We start from the raw sequence: 22,916 nt of genomic DNA, 5'->3' as shown, positions 1-22,916 counted from the left end.
GTCAGCGGGTCAGGACGCCGCTGCGCTGAACACGGGGAGGTAGCCGCCGGACTGGCCCGCGGCCTTGGGGTGGTAGGACTCGCCGATGTTGCCCCAGTTCACGCTGTGCAGCCACGCGTCGCCCGAGCAGATCTCGTGCCCGGTGAAGGTGGAGGTCACGTCGCCGAAGGTGAAGCCGTGGTCGGCGGCGCGCTTGGCGGTCGTGGAGTTGAGGAAGTCGGCCGCGCTGTTGATGGCGCCGCGCTCCTTCTCTGAGAGGCCGGCGAGGCAGCCGCCGCCGAGCTTGTAGAAGCGGGGGTATCCGAGCACGACGACCTGTGCGGCCGGTGCCTTGGCGCTGATCGCCGAGTAGACCTTGTCGAGGTTGCCGGGCAGCGTCGTCTCGACGTAGCCGCGCGCCTGCACGATCCGGGCGAGACAGTTGCTCTCGGACTGCAGGACGCAGGTCGTCATGACGTCGGCGAAGCCGGCGTCATTGCCGCCCACGGAGAGGCTGACAAGGCCCGTTCCGGAGCCGAGCGGGCCGAGTTGGCCGCCCAGAACGTCACTCGTACGAGCGCCCGAGCAAGCCGTGAAGTGGAAGCTGGAGGGTGAGTTCGCGGCGGCCCAGAGCGCGGGGTACGCGCGCGGGGTGCGCTTGCAGTCGCCGCTTCCGCTGTCGTATCCGCCGGCTCCGACACCGGACGAGTAGGAGTCACCGAGCGCCACATAGCCGGTGGCCGTGGCTTGTTGGTTGGTCTGCTGGTCCGCTTGAGCCGCTGGAGCCCCGGTGAGGGCGAAGGCGGCGGCGAGGAGGAGTGAGGAAGCGTATGCCGTGATTCGGGACAATCTCATGGAACCTCCCTTAGCAGGATTTCTGCCACGACTGTGGTACCACTCCCCTCAGGTCGCCGGTAGTGTGCATGTCAATGAGTTCGCCTGTAATTCCCTTGCCCACACAGGGAGTTCCCTTGCGGTTCAAGGCCTCGACGGCGGACACCTCCACACTCCCTCCGCATCTTGACGCGCCGCCGTCCACTGCGCGACATTGAAGCCCGGCATCCGGCGCGTCGGGGGGCAAAGTCGCCAATGCAGACCATCAGGATCAAGGCACCGTCATCAGACACCGGGCGTGAGCCCGACGACCGGCCGAGCCGTCGCCAGGACGCGCTGCCGCTGCTCGCGGGCATGGCCGTGGTGGTGGGCATGGTCGGTGCGATGCTGGCGCTCACAGACATCGATTCCCCGCTGCGCGCCCCCTTCACCCTCTTCTTCCTGCTCGCCGCTCCCGGCTTCGCAATTGGCGCCGCACTCAAGGGACTTGAGCCATGGGGCCGGATCGTGGCTTCCGTTTCCGGGGCCGTCGCGGTCAACCTGTTGGTGGCCCAGGCGATGCTGGCCCTGCACATGTGGTCGGTGCGCGGCGGGGTGGTCGCCCTCACCGTGATCGGCTCGCTCACCTATCTGCTGGTACTGGTACGGCGGCTGCGACGCCGTACCCCGACGAGGCGGACCTCCTGACGTGGACATCACCGTGCACCGCCCCGGAGAACTCACCGCCGCGGACCGGGTGGCCTGGACGGCGCTGCAGTCCAAGGCCCACCTCAACGGCGCACCGGAGCTGGCCAATCCGTTCCTCTCCCCCGAGTTCACCCTCGCGGTGGGCCACTTCAGACGCGGGGTACGGATCGCGGTCGTACGCGAAGGCGGCGAGCCCGCCGCCTTCTTCCCGTTCCAGAGATCCATCACCGGCGTCGGCCGGGCCATCGGCCTCGGCGTCTCCGACTGCCAGGGCCTGGTGCACCGGCCCGGCTTCACCTGGGACGCGCGAGAACTGTTACGGGCCTGCGGGCTCGCGATGTACGAGTTCGACCATCTGGCCGACGGGCAGGGGCCGTTCGAGGCGAGCGCCTCCGGTTCCTTCGCCTCCCCCGTCATGGACATCGATCAGGGGTACGAGGCGTATCTCGGCCACCTCAAGGCGAAGTCGCCGAAGTTCACCCGCACCACCCTCGCCAAGGGGCGCAGGCTCGAGCGCGACCACGGCACCGTGCGCTATGTGCACGACGAGCGCGACCCCGCGGCCCTGCGCACCCTGATGGGGTGGAAGTCCGCCCAGTACCGCAGGACCGGCCGCAGCGACCGCTTCGCGCAGGCCTGGATCACCCAGCTCGTGCGGCAGCTCTTCCACACCAGGTCCGACCAGTTCTCCGGCCTGCTCTCCATGCTCTACGTCGACGACGTGCCGGTCGCGGGGCACTTCGGGCTGCGCTCCGAGCGGGTCTTCGCCCAGTGGTTCCCGGCCTACGACCCGGCGTTCGGCAAGTACTCGCCGGGCCTGGTCCTGCATCTGCGCATGGCCGAGGCGGCCGCCGCCGACGGCATCGCGTATCTCGATCTCGGGCGCGGACAGAAGCAGTACAAGGACTCCCTGAAGACACGCGAACTCACCGTGTCCGAGGGATGGGTGGCTCTGCGCCATCCTGCGGCGATCACCCACCGGGCGCGACGCGCTCCGGTCAGGGCGCTGCGCAACACCGTCTTGTCACGACCGGAATTATTCGAACCGGCCGACAAGCTGCTCAAACGGATGGGGGAAATCCGATCAAGAAAGAAAGAATAGGGGGAAGTCGGCGAGGAACTGGGTGCTCCGCATAGACCCGCCGAGATTGGCCAAATCAACAAAAATGTGAGGCCACGTTCCAGGTCTTGCCATAAGGTCTCAATCATCAATACCGTCGTACATCCACCCGCATCGGTCCATCACGCAATGCGATCTAGGGGAGGGCTCAAGATCGCGGTGGTTCCGGCGCGGGGCGCGGTAGGGGGGTGCCGTGCTCGGCGACTGAATCCGTGCCGAGTCACGTCCCGCGCGATGCCAGCTCACTCGGCATGCACGGAGATCTATTTCGTCATGCGCAAGTGAGAACCCCCCTTTCGAACCGGATAAAAAGCCGGACCGCCCGGGGGTGGGCGGTCCACCGGACGAGAGGGATCAGACTCATGACTTCTGTTGTGCGCCCGGCGACCGAGCCGGGCCAGGACCCGTTAAAGCCGACGCTGTCCGGAAACTACCGGCCGATATCCTCGCACTTGGCGATCACGCCGCCGGTGAGTGTCGTGATTCCCGCGATGAATGAGGCGGAGAATCTTCCCTACGTCTTCAAGACACTGCCCGACTGGATCCACGAGGTCGTCCTCGTGGACGGCAATTCCACTGATGACACGGTGGCCGTGGCACGCGAGCTGTGGCCTGACGTGAAGGTCGTCCGGCAGCTCGGCAAGGGCAAGGGCGACGCCCTGATCACCGGATTCGAGGCATGCACGGGCGACATCATCGTGATGGTCGACGCGGACGGCTCGGCCGACGGGGAAGAGATCGTCAGCTATGTCTCCGCCCTCGTCTCGGGCGCGGACTTCGCCAAGGGCTCCCGATTCGCCAACGGCGGTGCCACGGACGACATGACGCCGATCCGCAAGCTCGGCAACCACGTCCTGTGCTCCGTCGTGAACGCCAAGTTCGGCGCCCGCTACACCGACCTGTGCTACGGCTACAACGCCTTCTGGCGGCACTGCCTGGACAAGATCGACCTCGACTGCACGGGCTTCGAGGTGGAGACCCTGATGAACATCCGGGTGGTCAAGGCAGGGCTCAAGGTGCAGGAGATCCCCAGCCACGAGTATCTGCGCATCCACGGCGTCAGCAATCTCAGAGCCGTACGCGACGGTTTGCGCGTCCTGAAGGTGATCCTCACGGAGCGCTCCAACCGCCGCGGCCGGCAGGGCCGTCGTACGCGCGGTGTCCCCTTCCGCACGCGCCAGGGAGAGGTGTCTTGAGCACTGCCGTACACCACGGGGGAAGCACGGCCGCGGGGCTCGTCGACTTCTCAGTCGTCATCTGCGTCTACACCGATGACCGCTGGGAGGACATCCTCGCGGCGGTCGCCTCGGTGCGGGCGCAGTCCCTGACGGCACACGAGACGCTGCTCGTGGTGGATCACAACACCGCGCTCCTTGACCGGCTCGCCAAGGAGTACAAGGAGACCGAAGGGGTGCGGGTGCTCGCCAACGCGGGCCCCCGCGGCCTCTCCGCGGGCCGCAACACCGGGATCGCCGCGTCCAGCGGCGAGATCATCGCGTTCCTCGACGACGACGCCGTGGCGGAGCGGGACTGGCTGCGCCACTTCGCCGAGGGGTACGCCGACCCGAAGGTCTTCGCGGTGGGCGGGCGCACCATGCCCGTCTGGGAGTCCCGGCGCAGGCCTCTCTGGTTCCCCGAGGAGTTCGACTGGGTCGTCGGCTGTACGTACAAGGGGCTGCCCGAGGGCCGTGTGCGGGTGCGCAACGTCCTGGGCGGCAACGCGTCCTTCCGCCGCATCGCCTTCGAGGCGGCGGGCGGCTTCGCGACCGGCATAGGGCGCGACGGCGACAAGCGCCCGCTGGGCTGCGAGGAGACGGAGCTGTGCATCCGTCTCGCCCGCGCGAGACCGGACGCGATCCTGCTCATCGACGACCGCGCGGTGATCCACCACCGTGTCCCCGCCGCACGGGAGCGCTTCGACTACTTCCGGACACGGACGTACGCGGAGGGCCTCTCCAAGGCGCTCGTGGCCCGAAGTGTCGGAGCCGACAAGGGACTTGAATCCGAGCGGCGGTACACCACGCGCGTCCTGCCCGCCGGCGTCGGGCGCGGACTGCGTGACGCGCTGCTCGCGCGTCCGGGCGGCGCGGGCCGGGCGGGGGCCATCGTGGCGGGCGTGGTCACGGCGGCCGGAGGGTACGTCATCGGGAGTGTCCGCGCGCGCAGGGGAGGCGCCACTTTCTCGGTCGTGGAGATCGGGAAGGAAGCGGACGGTGAGGGGGCTGCGGCATGAGTACGGCACCGAACGGCCGAGGGGGGCCGTCATGATCGCTCCTGTGCCGATCCTCATGTATCACTCGATCGCGCATGAACCGACCCTGGAGACACGGGCGTTGTCCGTGTCCCCGGGGGCCTTCGCCGAGCAGCTCGAGCTGCTCGGCGAGCGGGGTTTCACGCCGCTCACCACCGCCGGGCTCGCCGCGATCTGGCGCACGCCCGGCCGGGCCCTTCCGGCGAGGCCCGTACTGATCACCTTCGACGACGGCTATGAGGGCGTGCACCGGCACGGTCTTCCCGTGCTCGCCAAGCACGGCTTCGCGTCGACGCTCTTCGTCTCCACGGGCTGGCTGCGCGGAGAGCACGACACCGGGGGCGGCCTCGACGTGATGCTCGGCTGGGACCAGGTGCGCCAACTGGCCGCGGAGGGAACCGAGATCGGCGGACACAGCCACACGCACCCGGAGCTCGACCAACTCGACGACGACGACCTCTGGTTCGAGCTGTCGCGCTGCAGGGAGATCGTCACCGACGAACTCGGCACCCGTCCCGCCTCCTTCGCCTACCCGTACGGCTATTCGAGCCGCCGGGTGCGCGGCACGGTGCGCGGCGCCGGATTCGCCCAGGCGCTCGCGGTCGGCAACGGCCTCGCGCGGCGCAGCCAGGGGCCGTACGCCCTGCGGCGGGTGACGGTGCGGCGCTCCACCGGCATCGAGGAGTTCGAGCGGCTCGTGGAAGGCCGTGCGATCACCCGCAACTTCGCAAGGGACTGCGCCCTCACCAAGGGGTACGCCGTGGTCCGCAGAGCCCGACAGGCCCGCCGGAAGGCAACTCGTACCCGTGTCTGACACGTCGACCGCCCAGGCAGACGTATCTGGGACTCCCAGCACCGAACAGCGGCCGCCGTCCGGCAAGTCGGGCAGGCCGCGCAGAATGCGGCTGCCCGGACGGGGCGGCGGTTCCGGTGGCGGCAGCCCCCTGTTCCGCAACGCCTACGCACTGATGCTGAACACCGGCATCTCCGGCGTGCTCGGCGTCGGCTTCTGGCTGGCCGCCGCTCGGTACTACTCCGAGTCGGCGGTCGGCCAGGGCTCGGCGGCGATCGCCGCCATGAAGTTCCTCGCGGGACTCACCGCCCTCACCCTGATGGGGGCGCTCGCCCGCTTCATCCCCGTCGCGGGCCGCGCCACGGGCAAGATCATCTTCCGTACGTACGCGGCGAGTTCGCTGATCGTCGCGTTCGCCGCGCTGATCTTCCTGGTCACCCTCGATCTGTGGGGGCCCTCCTACCAATTCCTGCACGGGCCGCTCAACGGCCTCGGCTTCATCGCCGCGGTCGTCGCCTGGTCGCTGCTCACCCTGCAGGACGGGGTGCTCACGGGGCTGCGCAGCGCGCTGTGGGTGCCGGTCGGCAACACCATCTTCTCGGTCGTCAAACTGGTGCTGCTCATCGCGGTGGCCGTTGCGATCCCGACGGCGGGCGTGTTCGTCTCCTGGGTCGCCGCGATCGCCGTGTCGGTCATTCCGCTCGGCTATCTGGTGTTCCGGCGGCTCGTGCCGCGGCACGTGAAGGCGACGCAGGACAAGGCGCATCCGCCGACGCTGCGTGAGATGGGCCGCTTCCTGGCCGGCGACTACACGGGCTCGCTGTTCTCGCTCGCCGTGGTCTATCTCGTACCGGTGATCGTCGCCTCGCAGGTCAGCTCGGTCGACAACGCGTACTTCTACATCACCACCACGATCGGCGGCACGGTCAATCTGCTCGCCATCAACATGGGCGCCTCGCTGACCGTCGAGGGCGCGCACGATCCGGCGCGGCTCGCGGCGAACACCCGGGCCGCGCTGCGCCGCATGGCGCGCATCATGCTGCCGGTGTGCGGGCTGCTCTTCATCGGCGCGCCCTACATCCTGAGCGTCTTCGGCCAGGGGTACGCGGACGCGGCGACGCCGCTGCTTCGCTGGTTCGCGGTGGGCGCGGCGCTGCGGGTCGTCATGGAGACGTACTTCGCGGTGATGCGCGCGCAGAGCCGTACGTCCGGGATCGCCTGGATGCAGGGCCTGTTGTGCGTCCTCGTGCTCGGCCTGACGCTGCTTCTGCTGCCGCGGATGGGGCTCACGGGGGCGGGCGTCGCGGAGATCTCCAGCCTCGCGGTGATCGTGGCGATCGCGGCGCCGAAGCTGTACCGGGTGGCGCGGGGCGCTCCCTCGTCCGCGTCGGCCGTCGGCGCGGCGCCGGACGGCGATCTCGCCGATCTGGGGGCGCGCGAGGCGCCGTCCGCGCCCGCGGCCGAGGGGACGGAGCAGGCGAAGGAACGGCGGGGGCCCGCCTGGGCGCTGCGCGAGACACTGGACTCGGACACGCTGCAGTTGGCCGTGCAGATGGACTTCGAGCATCCGGAGCGCAGGCCCGACGTACGTCCGGGGCCGGGCACGCCCGCGTCCGGGACACCTGCCTTCGGGAAGAGCACTCCCGGGAAGCCCGTGCCGGCTTCGGGGAAGTCCGCTTCGGGTAGGTCCGCGGGCGCGGGCACGGGGGACGAGGGGGACGACATGGAGCACCGGCCGACCTGGGCGTTGAGAACGCCGCTCGCACCGCGCGAACCGGCGGCGTCGCCGCCCGCGCCGCCTTCGGTGTCATCGGCCGTCACCGCGCCCGCCGAGGAGCCGGGCACCCACGCGCGCGTCCCGGAAGAGGCCCCGCCCGCGCCCGTCGTCGAACAGGAACCACCGCTCCCCCGCCGCCGCGCCCTCTTCATGGCGCTGCTCCTGGCCTTCGCGCTCGCCCTCTACTGGCTGCCCGCCGTGGGCATCACCGAGGCGGACCTGGACGCGATGGGCGGGCTCGGGCTCATCTCCATCCTGCCCGCGCCGACGCTGCTCGGGGCCGCGCTGCTCGTCGTCGTCTTCGCCTCGCTGCTCTGGATGGAACGGCCGCACAAGGCCCTGCTCATGGTGACGCTGATCGCCACGGTGGTGTGTCTGCACGCGCTGCCCGCCGTCATCGAGGACGAGCCGCGGTTCGCGACGGCCTGGCAGCACCTGGGCTTCATGGAGTACATCGACAGGACCGGCTCGGCGGTACCCGACCTGGACGCGCGCTGGAGCTGGCCCGGGTTCTTCGCCGCGGCCACGTTCGTGGCGAAGGCGTGCGGCGTCTCGGACATGACCGAGGTGATCCGCTGGTGGCCGCTTGCCATGCAACTGCTCTACCTGGCCCCGATGTTCCTGCTCGTGCGCTCCATGCGGGCGGCCTGGCGCGCCAAGTGGGCCGGGCTGTGGATCTTCGCGCTGAGCGGCTGGGTAGGCCAGGACTACTTCTCCCCGCAGGGCTTCACGTTTCTGCTCTATCTGGTGTTCGTCGCGGTGCTCCTGGTGTGGTTCCGCGCGCCGCACGTGCTGTGGGCCAAGCGGCGCCCCGGCGAGCTGGAGGTCGAGCCCGTCGACCGGCGGCAGCGCGCGGTGCTGCTCGTGGTCCTGATCGCCCTGTTCGCGGCGACGGTCCCGGCGCACCAGCTCACGCCGTTCGTGATGCTCGGCGTCCTTGCCGTGCTCGTCCTGGTGGGGCGTTCGGAGCTGCGCGGCCTGCCGATCCTCTTCGCGGTCCTCGTCGCCGTCTGGCTGGGCTTCCTCGCGGAGCCGTACTGGTCGGGGCACTTCGCCGAGCTGTTCGGCGGGGTCGGCGGCGTCGGCGGAAATGTGACGTCGTCGGTCTCCGGGCGCATCGAGGGCGGCAGTTCGACCCACCAACTCGTGCTCTACGCGCGCGTGGCGCTCGCCGGCGGCGTGATGGCGCTGGCCTGCTGGGGCTGGTGGCGGCGGCGCGACCACAAGTACACGGAGCGCTCGCTGCTCGTCCTGACGTTCGTGCCGTTCCTGGGCTTCGGCATGCAGTCGTACGGCGGCGAAATGGCCCTGCGGGTCTTCATGTTCGCGCTGCCGGGCGCCGCGCTCCTCGCCGGTCTCGCACTGTTCCCGCGGGCGGGCATCACCGCGAAGGAGCGGGACCGCGACCGGGTGAGTCTGGCGCCTCTCGCCGCGCTCCTCGCCGGTCTCGTCCTGATGGGCGGCTTCCTGGTGGCGCGCTGGGGCAACGAACCCTTCGAGCGCACGCGGGCCGGTGAGGTCGCCGCGATGGAGTACGTGTACGAGCACGACGACCCGACGGTGCGGCTGCTGTGGATGAGCGACGACACCGTCAACAACGTGACGCCGGCGATGCCGTGGGGCACGCGCGACATGGAGAAGGTCCAGTACGTCCCGACCCTCGCCCCCGCCGACCCGGTCCTGGTCTCCAGTCTGGTGAAGGCGCTCAAGGACGCGGGCCCCAACTCGTATCTGATGATCAACAAGAGTCAGACGGTCTATCTCCAGATGGACGTGGGCTACTCCAGGACCTGGGACACCCGGCTGATCACGAACCTGGACAACCGCCAGGAGCTGAAGAAGGTCCTCACGAACGACGACGCGACCCTCTACACGCTGCGCGAGCAGCCGGGCGGCGAGGTCGAGAAGGCCGCTCCGGGCCCGATCGGCCCGCAGATCACCTGGACTCCCTGGTCGGTGGTGGGCGCGCTCGCGGCGATCGCCCTGGGCCTGCTGCTCACCGCACGGGAGGTCGTACGGGTGGCGGTGGAGCCGAGCGTGCGGCAGTTGCGCCGACTGCAGAGCAGCTTCTGGTTCTCGCTGCCCTTGCTCGCGGTGCTGCTCGCCTCGCTGATCCAGCGGTTCCTGACGATGGCGTGAGGGTGCGGGGGTGCGCGTACGTGGCTGAGGCGAGCGTGGCTTACGCGAGCGTGGCTTACGCGAGCGTGGCTGAGGCGGGTCAGATCACCGCTTCAGCCACTTGACCTCGTACCCCTTCATCGCGAACCGCTTGCCGTCGACCTTCGCGTCGATCGAGCGGTCGAGGGTGTTCACGACGAGCACCGTCTTGTCGTCGGCGAGGACGCGTACGTTCGGTACGTCGTCGGCCGCGACGGAGACCTTCTCGTACGCCGTGCCGGGCGGGAACGCCTCGTTGAACCGGGCGAGCATCTTCAGCATCGGCAGCTCCGTGCCGCCGTCGCCCAGTTCCGTGGAGCGCCACAGACAGCCCGCGCAGTCCTCGCCCCTGTTCTGCGGATTCCAGTAGAAGCCGCTGCTCGCGCCGCCGCGGACCATCGCCATCAGTCCTGACGCCTGGACGGCGACGCGGTGCGGCTCGGACCAGTCGTCGCGGTCGTCTTTGCTGTCGCCCGGTTCCACGTAGTACTCGGCCCACCACAGCGGCAGGTCGCCGGTGCGCTCGCGTACCCACTTGCCGACCGCCGTGAGCTTGTCGGTGGCCTTGAACTCGTCCGGGAGCATCTCGTCGTCGACGGTGTAGCTGGAGCCGTCCACGACGATGAAGTCCGCGCCCGCCTTGTTCTTGTTCCAGTGGTCGAAGGCGTCGAGGACCCGCTGGTCCATGCGGCCCCATGCGCCCTTGACCTTCGAGGATGCCCCCTCGCTCTGGCGCGGGTCGACGCTGTCCATCACGAGGTAGGGGCCGCCGACCATGATGTCCTTGTTGACCTTCTTGAGCTCCTCGTAGACCAGGTTGTAGAGCTCGGTGTAGCCCTCGTAGTCCCAGCGGGCCTTCTCGTCGTTCCAGAAGCCCTTGAACTCGTTCCAGACGATGAAGTGCCGTACGTCCGGATAGCGTTTGGCGACGGTCGCCGCGAGCTCGGCGAAGTCCTCGTAGTGGGCGCGGTCCGGGGCGGTCTCCAGGGCCTTCTCGCTCCAGTCGGTGTTGTCCGCGCCGGGCTTGCCGCCCTTCATCCAGTCCGGGGAGCAGCACAGGGTGACAACCGGGGTGCCTTCGGTGGCGCGGATGAAGTCCATCCGCCGGTCCATCTCCTCGAAGTCGTAACGCCCCTTGACCGGCTCGGGGTTGCTCGCGCCCCAGCCCATGATGTGCTGGATCTGCGGAAGGGGGCGCGGCTGGTCCACGAGCATCGCCTCGGCGCGCCGCGTGGCGGCCCCGGTGCCCTCGTCCGCGCTGTACTGGGTGTGCGTGAAGCCCCAGCCGACGGCCGGCTTCGCCTCTCCGGGCGGGACGGCGGGGGTGCCGTGCACCTTGTCCCCGTCGCGCGTGGTGCCCTCGGTGCCCGTGCCGTCGCCGGGGAGCGTGGTGATGACGGTCAGGACCAGGGCCAGTGCGGCCAGACCAACGCCGAGCAGCGCGGCGAATCGCCAGCGCAGTGCCCCCGAATTCCACCCATGACGTCCCATCAAGGGCAAGCGTAACCGGGCCAGTTGGCGGTAGCACAGGTTCCGCGCCACAGGTTCGCGGCTTTCCCACGGCTCCGCGGGCCTGCCCGCGGCCGACCCGGCCCTGAACGGAGTACGTAAACCAGGATGCACGAGGGCACTTGCGTGCCGGATCATGGCGGCATGTCTGCGAACCCTCAGGACACCCTGCCGATCCGGCTCAACGTCGACGACAGCGACTCTCCGTCCGATGTCGTGGACGCCCTCTTCCTCGGGCGCTTCGCCACCGGCGAGCAGCCCTTCTCGCACAGCTCGAACATCGACCGCGTCAAGTCCGGCTCCACGCTGCTCCCGCCGGGTGCGACGGTGCTGCGCGCCGCCCGCGACGACGACCGCAGCGCGACGCTGGCCGAGGGCGAGGGCTGGACGCTCCTGATCTCCCGCTGGAACCGCGGCGCCGACGTCACAGTGACGGCGACGACCGCCGACCTCGCGGAGAAGGTCCTCAAGCAGGCGACGGACGGCGCGCAGGACGAACCCGAACCACAGCCGGACAACGTGACCATGGGGTTCTGGTACGTGTCCCCGAGGCGCGGCCCGCACCGCACCACGCGGCAGATCGCCGCCGGTACGTGGGAGGAGGTGCGGGAGAACTACACCGCGCCGGTCGCCGAGGCCATGGACACCCTGATGAAGACGGGCCCCGAGGACATCTCCGGCCGCCTGCTTCTGCTGCACGGCCCGCCGGGCACGGGCAAGACGTCGGCGCTGCGGACGCTCGCGCGGTCCTGGCGTGACTGGTGCCAGGTGGACTGTGTCCTCGACCCGGAGCGGCTGTTCAGCGACGTCGGGTACTTGATGGACATCGCGATCGGCGAGGACGACGGCACGGCGAAGGGCCGCTGGCGGCTGCTCCTCCTCGAGGACTGCGACGAACTGATCCGGGGGGAGGCGAAGCACACGGCGGGGCAGGCGTTGTCGCGGCTCCTGAACCTGACGGACGGGCTCCTCGGCCAAGGCCGCAACGTCCTGGTGGGCGTGACGACGAACGAGGACCTGGAGCGGCTCCATCCGGCGGTCGTGCGGCCCGGACGGTGCCTCGCCCGGATCGAGGTCGGCGGCCTCACCCGCGCCGAGTCGATCGACTGGCTCGGCACGGAGGAGGGCGTCTCCCGCGAGGGCGCGACACTGGCGGAGCTGTACGCGCTGCGTCGCGGGACCTCCCCTACGTCGGTCCCGGATCCCCGGGAGGGGGCGGACGCGGGGCTGTACCTGTAGTCGTCCCCGTTGTGGGCAGGCGTTCCGCAGGGCGATCGGGGTCTCCCCTGCTCGAGCGAAGCCGAGAGCTTGGGGAAGGGTGGGCACGACGCGAAGCTACGGGGTGCCGATACAGCCAGGCGTCAAGTACCGCCCCGCCACGGGGCAGAAGTCACCCCGATTCCCCATAGGCAGCACGCAACGCATCCCGCGCAGCGGACAACGCCCCCGCCTCGGAGAGGCCGAGCCGCCGAGCCCGCTCGGCAAAGGCCTGGGCCGCGGCGGACGCCTCCCGCGCGGCAGCGTCCCCCGCGGCGGCGACGAACGTCCCATGACGCCCCCGCGTCTCGATCACCCCGTCCGCCTCAAGCGCCCGATACGCCTTGGCCACCGTGTTGGCGGCGAGCCCCAGCTCCTGGGCGAGCCCCCGCACGGTCGGCAACTTGTACCCCACCGGCAGCGCACCACCTAGCGCCTGCTCGGCGATCTGGGCCCGCACCTGCTCGTAGGGCGGCGCGCCACTCTCCGCCGCGCCACCGTCGATCTCGATCTTCAAAGTCACGCGGCGATTGTCCCGCACCCCCGGAAAATAAGAGGCACCCCGGCGCGCTCCGCGCGTAGCGTGCGGCTCCATGACCGTCCTAGTCCGCGCCCTGCGCCCCGGCAACGGACTCGATGCCGAGGCCTTCGCCGTCGTCCGCCGCGCCTGCGTGCCCGCCATGCTCGCCACCGCCGATTCCATCCGGTTCGACCTGGCGCACGCCCATCCCGACGCCCGGTACCTCCAGTTGGTCGCCGAGGCCGACGGGGAGATCGTGGGCACGGCGCAGGTGGGCGTCGCCCACGACAGCCCCGAGCCGGGCCAGGGCTTCGCCAACGTCTACGTACTCCCCGAGCGGCGCGGTCTGGGTGCCGGTTCGCTGATCCTGCGGACGGCAGAGGAGTATCTGGCGGACGCGGGAGTCACCACGGTCTTCTCCTGGGTCCTGGACGAGCCCGCGAACCGCGCCTTCGCCGCCGTACGCGGCTATCGGGCGAGCCGCTCGGCCCACTTCCTCCGCCTCGACCTGGCGGGCGGTGCGCTGCCGGCCCGCCAAGAGCCGCCCGCCGGCGTGGAGTTGCGTACGGGAGCGGAGTTCGGGGACGACCCGCGCGCCCTCTTCGACCTGGACGCGGAGACCGTCGCGGACGAACCGGGCGATGTGGCCGCGGAGTTCACGGACTACGGGCACTGGCTCGCCGAGACCTGGAACCACCCGTTGGTGAACCGCGAGCTGACCTCGGTGGCAGTGGTGGACGGCCGCCCCGCGGCCTTCACGCTGGCCCGCACGGACGACGCTTCGCGCTACGCGAGCGGCATGACCGGCACCGCACGCGCGTTCCGTGGGCGCGGACTCGCCAAGCTCGCCAAGAACGACTCCCTGCACCGGGCGCGGGCCGCGGGCTGCACCCAGGCGTTCACCGGCAACGACGCCGGCAACGAGCCGATGCTGGCGATCAACAAGTGGTTCGGCTACGAGATCTGCGCGACGGAGGTACGTCATGTCCGAGTCCTCGGCTGACACATGGACCGCCCCATCGACCGACACCTCGACCGACACCTCGGCCGAAAGGGTGGACGTCGTCCTGGTGAAGGCGGGCCGCACGAAGATCCGCTACCCGGCACAGGTGGTCGCGGACGACGGCACCGTGGTGACGGTCCGCGCGCCGTGGGCGGCCGACGGCGTACGGGACTTCGGCTTCGTGCGCTTCGAGCCCGGTGACGTCTTCACGGAGCACTACTGGCGTGACCGCTGGTACGCGGTGAAGGAGGTCCGCACGTCCGAGGGCGTCCTGAAGGGCTGGTACTGCGACGTGACGCGCCCCGCGGAACGGGACGGCGCCACGCTCACGGTGGAGGACCTGGACCTGGACCTGTGGTGCTCGGCGGACGGCGGGACGATCGTCCGCCTGGACGAGGACGAGTTCACCGAGAGCGGCCTTGCCGAGCGCGATCCCGAGGCCGCGGCGGCGGCTCTGGCCGCCCTGGACGAGCTGGAGCGTCTGGCACGCGGGGAAGGTTCCCTCTCCCCGGTCCCGCCTCTGGTCCCGCCTCTGGTCCCGCCTCTGGTCCCGCCTCTGGTCCCGCCTCTGGTCCCGCCTCCCTCCGGCAGTTGAGTCCTGCTTCTCGATTCAGCCGCCGACCACCAGCTCCACCTCGAACCCCGCCCCGTCCTCCAAGTACGCCGCGCAGTGCCCTTCCCCTCCCGCGAACGGGTACCGCTCGGGGAAGAGCAAGGACCATCCGTGTCCCGGCGCCCGGTCCACAAGCCGGTCGAGCTCCGGCCTGCTCGCCACGTGGAACGCCAGGTGGTTCAGGCCGGGCCGCAGCCGGTCGTGTCCCCCGTCCCGCATGTCCGGTGACTGCTCCAGGACCACGTACGTCGCGCCCCGGCGCCAGCTGCCGCCACCCGGCCACCGCTGCTCGCGGACATGCCCCAACTCCCCGAGCAGCCAGCCCCACGACGCCTCCGCCGCGTCGAAGTCCGGTACCCAGAGCTCCACATGGTGCGCACCTCGCGGGGGCGCGAGGGCGACTGCTCGCTGGGCCCCGCCCTTGTCGTATCCCACCGGGTCTCCCTCCTCCTGCAAGTGCAGGAGGAACCGCTCCCCGACCCGCCATGCCTCAAGCCCCGCCCTGCAGTACGCCACCATGTCGTCCGGCAGCGCGTCCGCCCGGTGCCAGCTCAGCTCGTCGCACTTGTGCGGCTCCGCGTTGAACGGCTCGCCGCCCGCCCCGTACGTCGCCTCGAAGAACCAGCCGATGCGGGGTTTCCCGCCGGGGCCCCGGTGCTGGACGACCAGTGCGGCGCTCACGTCCTCGGGGGCGAGGTCGAGGCCGATCTCCTCCTTCGCCTCGCGGAGCACCGCCGTGCGGACGTCCTCGCCGGGCTCGACGTGGCCGGAGGGGGTGTTGAACAAGCCGTCCCCGTAACCGGTGCCTGCGCGGCGGGCGAGGAGCACCTCCTCGCCGCGGCGCAGGATGAGGTGGACGTCCACCACCTCCTTGTGGCGGTGGGGCCCGGCGATGATCGCCACCACCGCATACCGCTCGTCCTCCACCCGCTTCCCCCACAGCCGCTCGTCGCCCGACAGGCGTTCGGTGTGGAGCTGCGTGGCCACCGGCCCCAGCGCGCTGATCAGGCGGGCCGCGGGGATCCCGGAAGGGCTCTTCGTGCCCCACACGCCCTCGACGAGGATCAGGCGTCCACTTCTGCGCAGCAGACCGCGCCAGTGCCGCAGCGCCGCCTCCGGATCCGGCAGCGTCCACAGCACGTGCCGGACCAGGATCGTGTCGAAGCGGCGCCCCTCCACCGGGGGCTCTCCCGCGTCACCGACCAGCACCTGTGCGTCATGCCCCGCCAGCTTCTCGCGGGCCCGTTCCACCATGTCCGGGGAGAGGTCCACCGCCGTGACGCGGTGCCCCTGCTCGGCCGCCAGCAAGGAGAGGCTTCCGGTGCCGCAGCCCAGGTCGAGGACGTCGCCCGTGGCCTGTGGCAGCCAGTCGCGCAGCCGCCGCGCCCACGCGTCCCGGACCGCCGGGTCCCGCAGGCCGTGGTCCGGTTCGTCGTCAAATGTGGCCGCTTCGGCGTCCCAGTCGATCGTCATGACCCGAGCGTGACACCCGCCACTGACAATCCGACTCCGATGAGAAACCCTCCCGGCAGAGGTCTACAGACGTCCCACCTTGGACATCGGTAGTACAGGGAGGCAGCCATGCGCCGTGTGACCGTGCACAAGACCGTCGGGAAGCCCACCAATCGACAGATCCGGGAGAGGTACGAGGCCGAGGAGCGGCCCCGCGAACGCCCCGAGGTCCGCAAGGACGTCCAGCGGACCTGGTGGCCCGATGGGTGAGGCCCGGCCCCGGCGGGGCATGAGACGCCCGCAGGCGCGGGGCACCGATCCGGGCGGCTACCGCTAGAGGCGCTTGCTGTAGTGGTAGCGGTCGTACGGGCCGTCCACCCTGCGCTCCACCATCTCGTAGCCGTATCGCGGGTAGAGCCGCTGGTTCTCCCACATCATCGCGTTCGTGTAGAGCCGGACCTGTGGCAGTCCAAGGGACCGCGCCCGCTCGTCCACGAAGGCGAGCAGGCGGCGGCCCACTCCTTGGCCCGCCGCATCGGGGTGGACCGCGACGCTTTCCAGGAACAGGTGGTCCTCGTGCGGGACGAGGACCAGGACGCCCACCACCGGATCCCCGGTGACGTACACCCGCCCCGCCGCCACGTCCGCCGCGTGGTCCGCCTCCATGGGGGCGGGCACGACACCGATGCGCTCGATGTAGGGGTGGTACGCCGCCGACGTCACCGCCTTCACGGCGGTGACGTCGGCGGCGGTGGCGAGACGGATGTCGGCTGTCATGCCTTTACGTCTACGTCAGTGCTCCTGCCCCGCACCAGCAGTTTCTTCAGGAGCGGCCAGAGCACGATCAGCGCGATGATCACGTACACCGTGATCGAGAAGGGCGTTTCGACCAGGCCGCTGACGCTGCCGTCACTGATCTGCAGGGCGCGGCGCAGCTGTTGCTCCGCGTTCGGGCCGAGGATGACGCCGATGACGGCGGGCAGGATGGGCAGTCCGTAGCGCCGCATGCCGAAGCCGATCAGACCGATGATGAGCAGGATCACCAGGTCGAGGGACTCGCCGCCCACCGCGTAGGCGCCCACCGCCGCGAAGAAGAGAATGCCCGCGTAGAGGTAGGGCCTCGGGATGCGAAGGAGCTTCGCCCAGACCGGGGCCAGCGGCAGGTTCAGGGCCAGGAGCAGGACCATGCCCACGAACAGCGACGCGATCAGGCCCCAGACCAGGTCCGGTTCGCGCTCGAAGAGGAGCGGGCCCGGCTGGATGCCGTACTGCTGGAAGGCCGCGAGCATCACGGCCGCCACCGCTGTCGTGGGCAGGCCGAGCGTCAGCATGGAGACGAGCGTGCCCGCCGCCGATGCCGATGACGCCGACTCGGGGCCCGCCACTCCCTCGATCGCGCCCTTGCCCCACTCGTCCTTGTGCTTGGACAGGCGCTTCTCGGTGACGTACGAGAGGAAGGTGGGGATCTCCGCGCCGCCCGCGGGGATCGCGCCGAACGGGAAGCCGATGAGCGGGCCGCGCAGCCAGGACTTCCAGGTGCGCTTCACGTCGGCCTTGCCGAGCCAGGGGCGGCCGACCGGGATCGCCTCGCCGCTCGTGCGCCGCAGATGCGCGGCGACCCACAGGGCTTCGCCGATGGCGAAGAGGCCCACCGCGACGATCACCACGTCGACGCCGTCGGCGAGTTGGAGCGAGCCGAAGGTCAGGCGCTGCTGTCCGGTCATCTGGTCGAGGCCGACCAGCCCGATGGTGAGGCCGATGAGGAGCGAGGCGAGCCCTCGTACGCGCGAGGAGCCGAGGACCGACGTCACCGCGATGAACGCGAGCACCATGATGGCGAAGTAGTCGGGCGCCCCGATGTCGACCGCGAGGTCCGCGACCGTCGGTGCGAGCGCGACCAGGAGGATCGTGCCGATGATGCCGCCCGCGAAGTGGCCGATGGCGGCGGCCGCGAGCGCCTGTGCGCCGCGCCCCGCCTTGGCCATCGGATTGCCTTCCATGGCGGCCACCACCGCTGCGCTCTCGCCCGGGGTGTTCAGCAGGATCGACGTGGTCGAGCCGCCGAACATCGCTCCGTAGTAGATGCCGGCGAACATGATGAACGCGCCGGTCGGCTCAAGGCCGTACGTCACGGGCAGAAGCAGCGCCACCGCCATCGCGGGGCCGATGCCGGGCAGCACGCCGATCGCGGTGCCCAGGAGCACGCCGACGGCTGCCCAGAGCAGGTTCATGGGGGTGAGGGCCGTGCCGAAGCCGTCCATCAGGGAGTTGAAGGCATCCATGTCACAGCACTCCCATCAGCGGTCCGCCGGGGAGCGGCACCCCGAGCAAGTTGTTGAAGACGACGTACGTGAGCAGGGAGAGCCCTGCCGCGATGAGCGGGTCGCGGTCCAGGTGACGGCTGCCCAGGGCGTAGGCGGCGCCCCAGAAGAGCAGGGCGCCCGCGATGGGGAAGCCGAGCGGATCGATGAGGACGGCGGCGCCGAGGAAGACTCCGGCGAGGAGCACCACGGTGCGCCAGTCGGCGGGTTCGGACAGGTCGATGTCCTCGCCGCCCTCGGCCTCGCCGCGGCCGCCGCGCAGGACGTCGATCGCGAGGATCACGGCGACGAGCAGGAGTCCGATGCCCACGGCGATCGGGACGGTCTTGGGGCCGATCGGGCCGCGTTGGGCGATCTCGACGTCCATGGTGAGCGCGTCGGTGAGCACGAGGGCGCCGAGCACCAACAGCATCACGCAGACGCCGAGTTCGGAGTGCTCGCGCAGCCAGGCGCGGCGGCCGCCGCTCTGCTCGGGCGGGGTTCCGGTCGTGGACGTCGTCACAGTCCCAGCTCCTTCAGCACGGACACCACGCTCTTGTCCTGGGCGGCCAGGAAGTCACCGAACTTGTCGCCGGTGAGGAAGGCGTCGTCCCAGCCGTTGGTCTTGAGGGACTTGCGCCACTGAGGGGAGTCGTGCAGCTTCCTGACCAGGCCGGTGAGCTTCTTGCGTTCCGCGTCGGAGAGGCCGGGCGGTGCGACGATGCCGCGCCAGTTGGTGAAGTTCACGTCGTAGCCGGACTCCTTGAGGGTCGGACCCTTGAGCCCGTCGACGCGCTCAGGCCCGGTGACAGCAAGGAGCCGCAGCTCACCCGACTTGATCTGGTCCAGGTACTCGCCGACGCCCGAGACGCCGAACGCGACCTTCTTGCCGAGGATCGACGCGAGGAGTTCGCCGCCGCCGTCGAAGGGAACGTAGTTGACCTTCTTCGGGTCGATCCCGGCGGCGCGTGCCATCAGCATCGGGGCGAGGTGGTCGGGGCCACCGGGGGACGATCCGCCGCCGACGGGGAGCTTGCCGGGGTTCTTCTTCCAGGCGGTGACCAGCTGCTTGATGTTCTTGTACGGGGAGTCCTTGGCGACCACGACGACGTCCGGCTCTTCGGTGAGGCGGGCGATGGGGGTGGTGTCGGCGAGGGTCTTGGCCGAGTCGTTGGAGCGTGCGGCGCCCACGACGCCCAGACCCATGGACATCGCGAGCTTGCCGTTGCCGTGCTCGCCGACGAGGCGGCTGAGGCCCACGGTGCCGCCCGCGCCGGGCAGGTTGAACACCTCGATGTTGTGGGTGAGGCCGGCGTCCTCGGCGTTCTTCGCCGCCGTGCGGGCGGTGATGTCGTAGCCGCCGCCCGGCGTGTTGGGGACCATGAGGCGCAGGCCGGGGATCTGTGTGCCGGTCTCGGTGCCGCTGCCCGTCGAGAGCAGCGGCGGCCCTGCGAGCACGAGCAGCGCGGCCCCGAGCAGGGCAAGGGGTGTGCGCAGACGCACGAGTGCCACCACCTGTCGGTACGTAGGAGTCGATGTCGGTACGGAGGAATTGGTGCGGCCGGGTTCCCCGTGGGGGCGGGAACCCGGCCGCTGTCCGCGGGGACGGGGATACCTGTGAGGTGGCCCACATGTTGCCTGCGCGTTAAGGAGCTGTCTCTCTTCCGCAATCAACGGACGTTGTGGTCGTTGTGGTCGCGCCCATAGCCTGCGGCGATGACAAGGGTGCTGGTCGTGGACGACGACTTCATGGTCGCCAAACTGCACAGCCGATATGTGTCCGCGGTGGACGGATTCTCGGTGGTGGGAGTGGCGCACAGCGGTACGGAGGCGCTTGCGGCGGTGGAGCGGCTGCGCCCCGATCTCGTACTCCTTGACGTCTATCTGCCCGATATGGACGGCATCGCGGTGCTGCGGGAGTTGCGGGCCGCCGAGGAGCGCGACCGGGACCGGCAGCCGCTGGACGCGCTGTTCATCACGGCCGCGAGGGACGCGGAGATCGTGCGGGCGGCGCTGCGGGCCGGTGCGCTGCACTACTTGATCAAGCCGTTCAACCAGGCGGCGCTGCGCGAGCAGTTGCTGCACGTGGCGGCGTTGCGGGCCCGCCTCGACGGCCTGGACGAGGCGCGCCAGGAGGACGTCGACCAGCTCTTCGGCCCCCGCCCACCCGGCTCCCGCGAACTCCCGAAGGGCTTGGCGGCACACACGGCGGACCTGGTCGAGCAGACGCTGCGGGGCCACCCGGGCGGGCTTTCGGCATCGGAGTGCGCACAGGAGGGGGCACTCTCCCGGGTCAGCGCGCGCCGCTATCTGGAGTTCTTCGCGGACACGGGGCGGGTCGAGGTGACACTTCGGTACGGGGGGACGGGGCGTCCGGAGCGGCGGTACCGGTGGGTGCGGTGACGCTCCGCTGGGGGCGCAATTCGGGCGCGACCTGAGCGGAGCCTGAGGGCTCCCTTAACTCGACCATAAAGATCGCCATCACCCCCTCTCAGCAGGCGAATTCGGGGTTTCGAGCGGCTAGCTTTCTCGGCGCCGGGGCGGTTACGAACCGTCGGCGCCGCACGCGATCGGGGGGCGGCACCGGCCGTTCGCAACCGTCTCGTGTCCCCCACACCCCCAGAACCGCCGCTGAGGAGAACCACTCATGACCGCACGCCGAAGCAAGGTCGCCGCGATCGCCGCCGTCGGCATCGCCCCGCTCGCCCTGACCGCCCTGTCGGCCGCCCCCGCCGCCGCGCACGGTTCGATGACGGACCCGGTGAGCCGTGTCTCCGCGTGCTTCCAGGAGGGCCCGGAGTCGCCGACCTCGGCCGCCTGCAAGGCGGCTGTCGCGGCCAGCGGCGCGCAGGCCTTCTACGACTGGAACGGCGTGAACATCGCCAACGCCGCCGGCAAGTCGAAGGAGATCATCCCCGACGGCAAGCTGTGCAGCGCCGGCAACGACAAGTACAAGGGCCTCGACCTGCCGCGCGCCGACTGGCCGTCCAGCAAGATGTCCGGCGGCAACCACACCTTCCACTACAAGGGCACCGCCCCGCACAAGGGCTCCTTCGAGCTGTACATCACGAAGGACTCGTACGACCCGACCAAGCCCCTGAAGTGGTCTGACCTGGAGGAGAAGCCGTTCGTCGACGTCGCCGACCCGAAGATGGAGAACGGCGACTACGTCTTCGACGGCAAGGTCCCGGCCAAGTCGGGCCGCCACCTCATCTACTCGATCTGGCAGCGCTCGGACTCCCCCGAGGCCTTCTACACCTGCTCCGACGTCGTCTTCGGCAAGGACAGCGGTGGCGGCGACGCAGCGGCTGAGGCCCCCGTCGCCTCCGCCCCCTCGGAGAAGGACATCGCCGCGGGCGCGGAGAAGTCCACCGTCGAGCACAAGGGCCACGGTGACAGCGACGCCAAGACGGGCGCCGAGGCCACCGAGGCGGCTCCGGCCGCGGGTGACGACGCCGCGGCCAACGAGCCCGAGGTGAACGGCGGCGCGGCGAAGCCCGTCGCGGCGGCCGACGAGAACCTCGCCGAGACCGGTGGCGACAGCACCACCCCGTACATCGCGATCGGTGGCGCCGCCGCCCTCGCGATCGGTGCCGCGGCCATGTTCGGCACGGCCCGCCGCCGGACGGCACGCCACGGCCGCTGAGCCCCCCCCTGAGAACGCCGTGAGCCGCCGCTGAGCCCAGTCAGCGGCGGCTCACGGTTCAGGAGAAGCAGGTGGTCGGTGTCGCGTGCGCCGGGTCCAGGGCGTTGGCGACCTCGTGGTGCGCGACCCGGTCGAGGATGCCGATCGCCACGTGCTCGGAGAGGTCGACGGGGCACAGATCCTGGACGGTGACGTTGCGTACGCCGGGGCCGTTCAGGAACTGCGTGCGGTACGGGGTGACCACCTCGTCGTACTTGGTGGCGATGACGGTGTAGCGGACGCCGGGGACGGTGTCGCCGCCTTCGTTGAGCTTGGTCAGGAACGGCGATCCGGCCACCTGGTCGGCGAGGCTCGGGGTCTTGGTGGTGAGCAGGTCCTCGATGCCCGGGAAGTAGGGCAGCAGTTTCGTCAGGCCGAGCAGGGTGGTGCCGTGGTTGTCGGGCGCCAGGCCGATGAGGGCGTTCACCTTCTCCGCACCGCCGAGGAACTTCAGGTAGTAGCGGGGCATCATGCCGCCCTGTGAGTGGCCCACGAGGTCCGCTTCGGCGGCGCCCGTCGAGGCGAGCACCTTGTCGACGAAACCATCGAGCTGCTCGGCCGATCTGTCGATCGGGCCGAGGCCGTTGAAGAACGGCACACCGGGCAGCTGGCCGTAGTCGAGGGAGTAGACGCAGTAGCCGCGCTTGACCAAGTAGGGCGCGAGCACGAGCCAGTTGTCGATGGAGTTGCCGAAGGTTCCGTGGACGAGGACCACGGGGCGCGGATGGGCGGCGGACGGCTCGCAGTCGTAGTCGTTCCAGCCGCGCGACGAGGCGGCGGCAGCAGGTTCGGCGGACGCCGTGGCGGCCGGGGCGAGGGTGAGCGCGCCCGTCATGAGAAGGGCGGCGGTGAACGCTCTGAGCGCTCGTCTCCAGGGCAGCATCGTGTGATCTCCTTGCGGCTCAAGGGAGTTGCGATGAGTGAGCCCTGTGATCCGGATCACGAGGATGCCGTGCACACGCCAAATTAAGCGCGGGTC

General features: G+C 70.1%; 21 protein-coding genes. 12 read left to right on the top strand and 9 right to left on the bottom strand.

Translation table 11 applies throughout. The features are described 5' to 3' along the window. Positions 1–9 precede the first annotated feature (9 nt). Entirely contained in the window at positions 10–834 is an 825-nt protein-coding gene (locus tag AC5P1C_RS27535; protein WP_493868630.1) for an SGNH/GDSL hydrolase family protein, read from the bottom strand. A gap of 234 nt (positions 835–1,068) precedes the next feature. On the opposite strand from AC5P1C_RS27535, the gene AC5P1C_RS27530 reads away from it, so the two are divergent. The 6 genes from AC5P1C_RS27530 to AC5P1C_RS27505 all read left to right on the top strand — a co-directional run bounded on the left by AC5P1C_RS27530 (position 1,069) and on the right by AC5P1C_RS27505 (position 9,580). Further along, positions 1,069–1,500: a hypothetical protein gene (locus AC5P1C_RS27530; protein WP_493868629.1), complete on the top strand. Its 432-nt coding sequence runs from the start codon at positions 1,069–1,071 to the stop codon at positions 1,498–1,500. Position 1,501: 1 nt separating this feature from the next. Continuing rightward, positions 1,502–2,602: a GNAT family N-acetyltransferase gene (locus AC5P1C_RS27525; protein ID WP_493868628.1), complete on the top strand. Its 1,101-nt coding sequence runs from the start codon at positions 1,502–1,504 to the stop codon at positions 2,600–2,602. A gap of 380 nt (positions 2,603–2,982) precedes the next feature. After that, a complete protein-coding gene (locus AC5P1C_RS27520; protein ID WP_493868627.1) occupies positions 2,983–3,816 on the top strand; it encodes a glycosyltransferase family 2 protein in 834 nt (277 codons plus the stop codon). Next, a complete protein-coding gene (locus AC5P1C_RS27515; protein WP_493868626.1) occupies positions 3,813–4,853 on the top strand; it encodes a glycosyltransferase family 2 protein in 1,041 nt (346 codons plus the stop codon). The genes AC5P1C_RS27520 and AC5P1C_RS27515 overlap by 4 nt, the downstream gene beginning before the upstream one ends. A 31-nt stretch (positions 4,854–4,884) precedes the next feature. Continuing rightward, positions 4,885–5,685: a polysaccharide deacetylase family protein gene (locus tag AC5P1C_RS27510; protein ID WP_493868625.1), complete on the top strand. Its 801-nt coding sequence runs from the start codon at positions 4,885–4,887 to the stop codon at positions 5,683–5,685. After that, positions 5,678–9,580 (top strand): lipopolysaccharide biosynthesis protein, encoded by a 3,903-nt coding sequence (locus tag AC5P1C_RS27505; protein ID WP_493868624.1) that lies wholly within the window; start codon positions 5,678–5,680, stop codon positions 9,578–9,580. Before AC5P1C_RS27510 ends, AC5P1C_RS27505 begins: the two co-directional genes overlap by 8 nt. An 84-nt stretch (positions 9,581–9,664) precedes the next feature. Here the strand turns inward: AC5P1C_RS27505 and AC5P1C_RS27500 are convergent, their stop codons facing one another. Then, on the bottom strand, positions 9,665–11,089 hold the full coding sequence (locus AC5P1C_RS27500) for a GH39 family glycosyl hydrolase (RefSeq protein ID WP_493868623.1): 1,425 nt from the start codon (positions 11,087–11,089) through the stop codon (positions 9,665–9,667). Positions 11,090–11,251: 162 nt separating this feature from the next. Between AC5P1C_RS27500 and AC5P1C_RS27495 the strand changes: the two genes are divergently transcribed. Then, positions 11,252–12,346, top strand: coding sequence for a DUF5925 domain-containing protein (locus AC5P1C_RS27495; RefSeq protein ID WP_493868622.1), 1,095 nt, complete (start codon positions 11,252–11,254; stop codon positions 12,344–12,346). Positions 12,347–12,497: 151 nt separating this feature from the next. Here AC5P1C_RS27495 and AC5P1C_RS27490 read toward each other — a convergent pair whose 3' ends face one another. Next, complete coding sequence (locus AC5P1C_RS27490; protein WP_493868621.1) at positions 12,498–12,887, bottom strand: GntR family transcriptional regulator; 390 nt, start codon at positions 12,885–12,887, stop codon at positions 12,498–12,500. Positions 12,888–12,957: 70 nt separating this feature from the next. Between AC5P1C_RS27490 and AC5P1C_RS27485 the strand changes: the two genes are divergently transcribed. Both AC5P1C_RS27485 and AC5P1C_RS27480 read left to right on the top strand, forming a co-directional pair. After that, the gene (locus AC5P1C_RS27485) at positions 12,958–13,887 is read left to right on the top strand and encodes a GNAT family N-acetyltransferase (protein ID WP_493868620.1); all 930 of its coding nucleotides are present in this window, start codon (positions 12,958–12,960) and stop codon (positions 13,885–13,887) included. After that, positions 13,868–14,482 carry a ribonuclease FAU-1 family protein gene (locus tag AC5P1C_RS27480; RefSeq protein ID WP_493868619.1) on the top strand — a complete coding sequence of 205 codons (615 nt, stop codon included), beginning with the start codon at positions 13,868–13,870 and terminating at the stop codon, positions 14,480–14,482. The genes AC5P1C_RS27485 and AC5P1C_RS27480 overlap by 20 nt, the downstream gene beginning before the upstream one ends. Before the next feature lie 15 nt (positions 14,483–14,497). Here AC5P1C_RS27480 and AC5P1C_RS27475 read toward each other — a convergent pair whose 3' ends face one another. Beyond that, entirely contained in the window at positions 14,498–15,973 is a 1,476-nt protein-coding gene (locus AC5P1C_RS27475) for a trifunctional class I SAM-dependent methyltransferase/NUDIX hydrolase/VOC family protein (protein WP_493868618.1), read from the bottom strand. Positions 15,974–16,081: 108 nt separating this feature from the next. Here AC5P1C_RS27475 and AC5P1C_RS27470 point away from each other — a divergent pair, with 108 nt between their 5' ends. Further along, on the top strand, positions 16,082–16,222 hold the full coding sequence (locus tag AC5P1C_RS27470) for a hypothetical protein (protein ID WP_493868617.1): 141 nt from the start codon (positions 16,082–16,084) through the stop codon (positions 16,220–16,222). A 63-nt stretch (positions 16,223–16,285) separates the two neighbouring features. Here the strand turns inward: AC5P1C_RS27470 and AC5P1C_RS27465 are convergent, their stop codons facing one another. Genes AC5P1C_RS27465 through AC5P1C_RS27450 form a run of 4 tightly spaced genes read right to left on the bottom strand, consistent with a single transcriptional unit; the run spans position 16,286 to position 19,755 of the window. Next, positions 16,286–16,729, bottom strand: a complete 444-nt coding sequence (locus AC5P1C_RS27465; RefSeq protein WP_493868616.1) for a GNAT family N-acetyltransferase — start codon at positions 16,727–16,729, stop codon at positions 16,286–16,288. Beyond that, entirely contained in the window at positions 16,726–18,234 is a 1,509-nt protein-coding gene (locus AC5P1C_RS27460) for a tripartite tricarboxylate transporter permease (protein WP_493868615.1), read from the bottom strand. The genes AC5P1C_RS27465 and AC5P1C_RS27460 overlap by 4 nt, the downstream gene beginning before the upstream one ends. Before the next feature lies 1 nt (position 18,235). Then, on the bottom strand, positions 18,236–18,775 hold the full coding sequence (locus AC5P1C_RS27455; RefSeq protein WP_493868614.1) for a tripartite tricarboxylate transporter TctB family protein: 540 nt from the start codon (positions 18,773–18,775) through the stop codon (positions 18,236–18,238). After that, complete coding sequence (locus AC5P1C_RS27450; protein ID WP_493868720.1) at positions 18,772–19,755, bottom strand: Bug family tripartite tricarboxylate transporter substrate binding protein; 984 nt, start codon at positions 19,753–19,755, stop codon at positions 18,772–18,774. Before AC5P1C_RS27450 ends, AC5P1C_RS27455 begins: the two co-directional genes overlap by 4 nt. Before the next feature lie 213 nt (positions 19,756–19,968). Here AC5P1C_RS27450 and AC5P1C_RS27445 point away from each other — a divergent pair, with 213 nt between their 5' ends. Then, positions 19,969–20,655 (top strand): response regulator, encoded by a 687-nt coding sequence (locus AC5P1C_RS27445; RefSeq protein WP_493868613.1) that lies wholly within the window; start codon positions 19,969–19,971, stop codon positions 20,653–20,655. Between the two features lie 244 nt (positions 20,656–20,899). Continuing rightward, positions 20,900–21,898 (top strand): lytic polysaccharide monooxygenase auxiliary activity family 9 protein, encoded by a 999-nt coding sequence (locus AC5P1C_RS27440; RefSeq protein ID WP_493868612.1) that lies wholly within the window; start codon positions 20,900–20,902, stop codon positions 21,896–21,898. Positions 21,899–21,956: 58 nt separating this feature from the next. On the opposite strand, the gene AC5P1C_RS27435 is transcribed toward AC5P1C_RS27440, so the two are convergent. Further along, positions 21,957–22,820: an esterase/lipase family protein gene (locus AC5P1C_RS27435; protein ID WP_493868611.1), complete on the bottom strand. Its 864-nt coding sequence runs from the start codon at positions 22,818–22,820 to the stop codon at positions 21,957–21,959. Between the last annotated feature and the right edge of the window lie 96 nt (positions 22,821–22,916).

This window comes from Streptomyces sp. A18 (assembly GCF_059026065.1).
Note: the sequence above shows the minus strand (reverse complement) of the source record. Positions and strands in the feature narration are given on the sequence as shown.

Coding starts and splice junctions, on each gene's coding strand:
- AC5P1C_RS27445 (WP_493868613.1), top strand. CDS start 19,969: ATGACAAGGGTGCTGGTCGTGGACGACGACTTCATGGTCGCCAAACTG.
- AC5P1C_RS27510 (WP_493868625.1), top strand. CDS start 4,885: ATGATCGCTCCTGTGCCGATCCTCATGTATCACTCGATCGCGCATGAA.
- AC5P1C_RS27530 (WP_493868629.1), top strand. CDS start 1,069: ATGCAGACCATCAGGATCAAGGCACCGTCATCAGACACCGGGCGTGAG.
- AC5P1C_RS27520 (WP_493868627.1), top strand. CDS start 2,983: ATGACTTCTGTTGTGCGCCCGGCGACCGAGCCGGGCCAGGACCCGTTA.
- AC5P1C_RS27440 (WP_493868612.1), top strand. CDS start 20,900: ATGACCGCACGCCGAAGCAAGGTCGCCGCGATCGCCGCCGTCGGCATC.
- AC5P1C_RS27465 (WP_493868616.1), bottom strand. CDS start 16,729: ATGACAGCCGACATCCGTCTCGCCACCGCCGCCGACGTCACCGCCGTG.
- AC5P1C_RS27480 (WP_493868619.1), top strand. CDS start 13,868: ATGTCCGAGTCCTCGGCTGACACATGGACCGCCCCATCGACCGACACC.
- AC5P1C_RS27485 (WP_493868620.1), top strand. CDS start 12,958: ATGACCGTCCTAGTCCGCGCCCTGCGCCCCGGCAACGGACTCGATGCC.
- AC5P1C_RS27500 (WP_493868623.1), bottom strand. CDS start 11,089: ATGGGACGTCATGGGTGGAATTCGGGGGCACTGCGCTGGCGATTCGCC.
- AC5P1C_RS27535 (WP_493868630.1), bottom strand. CDS start 834: ATGAGATTGTCCCGAATCACGGCATACGCTTCCTCACTCCTCCTCGCC.
- AC5P1C_RS27435 (WP_493868611.1), bottom strand. CDS start 22,820: ATGCTGCCCTGGAGACGAGCGCTCAGAGCGTTCACCGCCGCCCTTCTC.
- AC5P1C_RS27460 (WP_493868615.1), bottom strand. CDS start 18,234: ATGGATGCCTTCAACTCCCTGATGGACGGCTTCGGCACGGCCCTCACC.
- AC5P1C_RS27470 (WP_493868617.1), top strand. CDS start 16,082: ATGCGCCGTGTGACCGTGCACAAGACCGTCGGGAAGCCCACCAATCGA.
- AC5P1C_RS27495 (WP_493868622.1), top strand. CDS start 11,252: ATGTCTGCGAACCCTCAGGACACCCTGCCGATCCGGCTCAACGTCGAC.
- AC5P1C_RS27475 (WP_493868618.1), bottom strand. CDS start 15,973: ATGACGATCGACTGGGACGCCGAAGCGGCCACATTTGACGACGAACCG.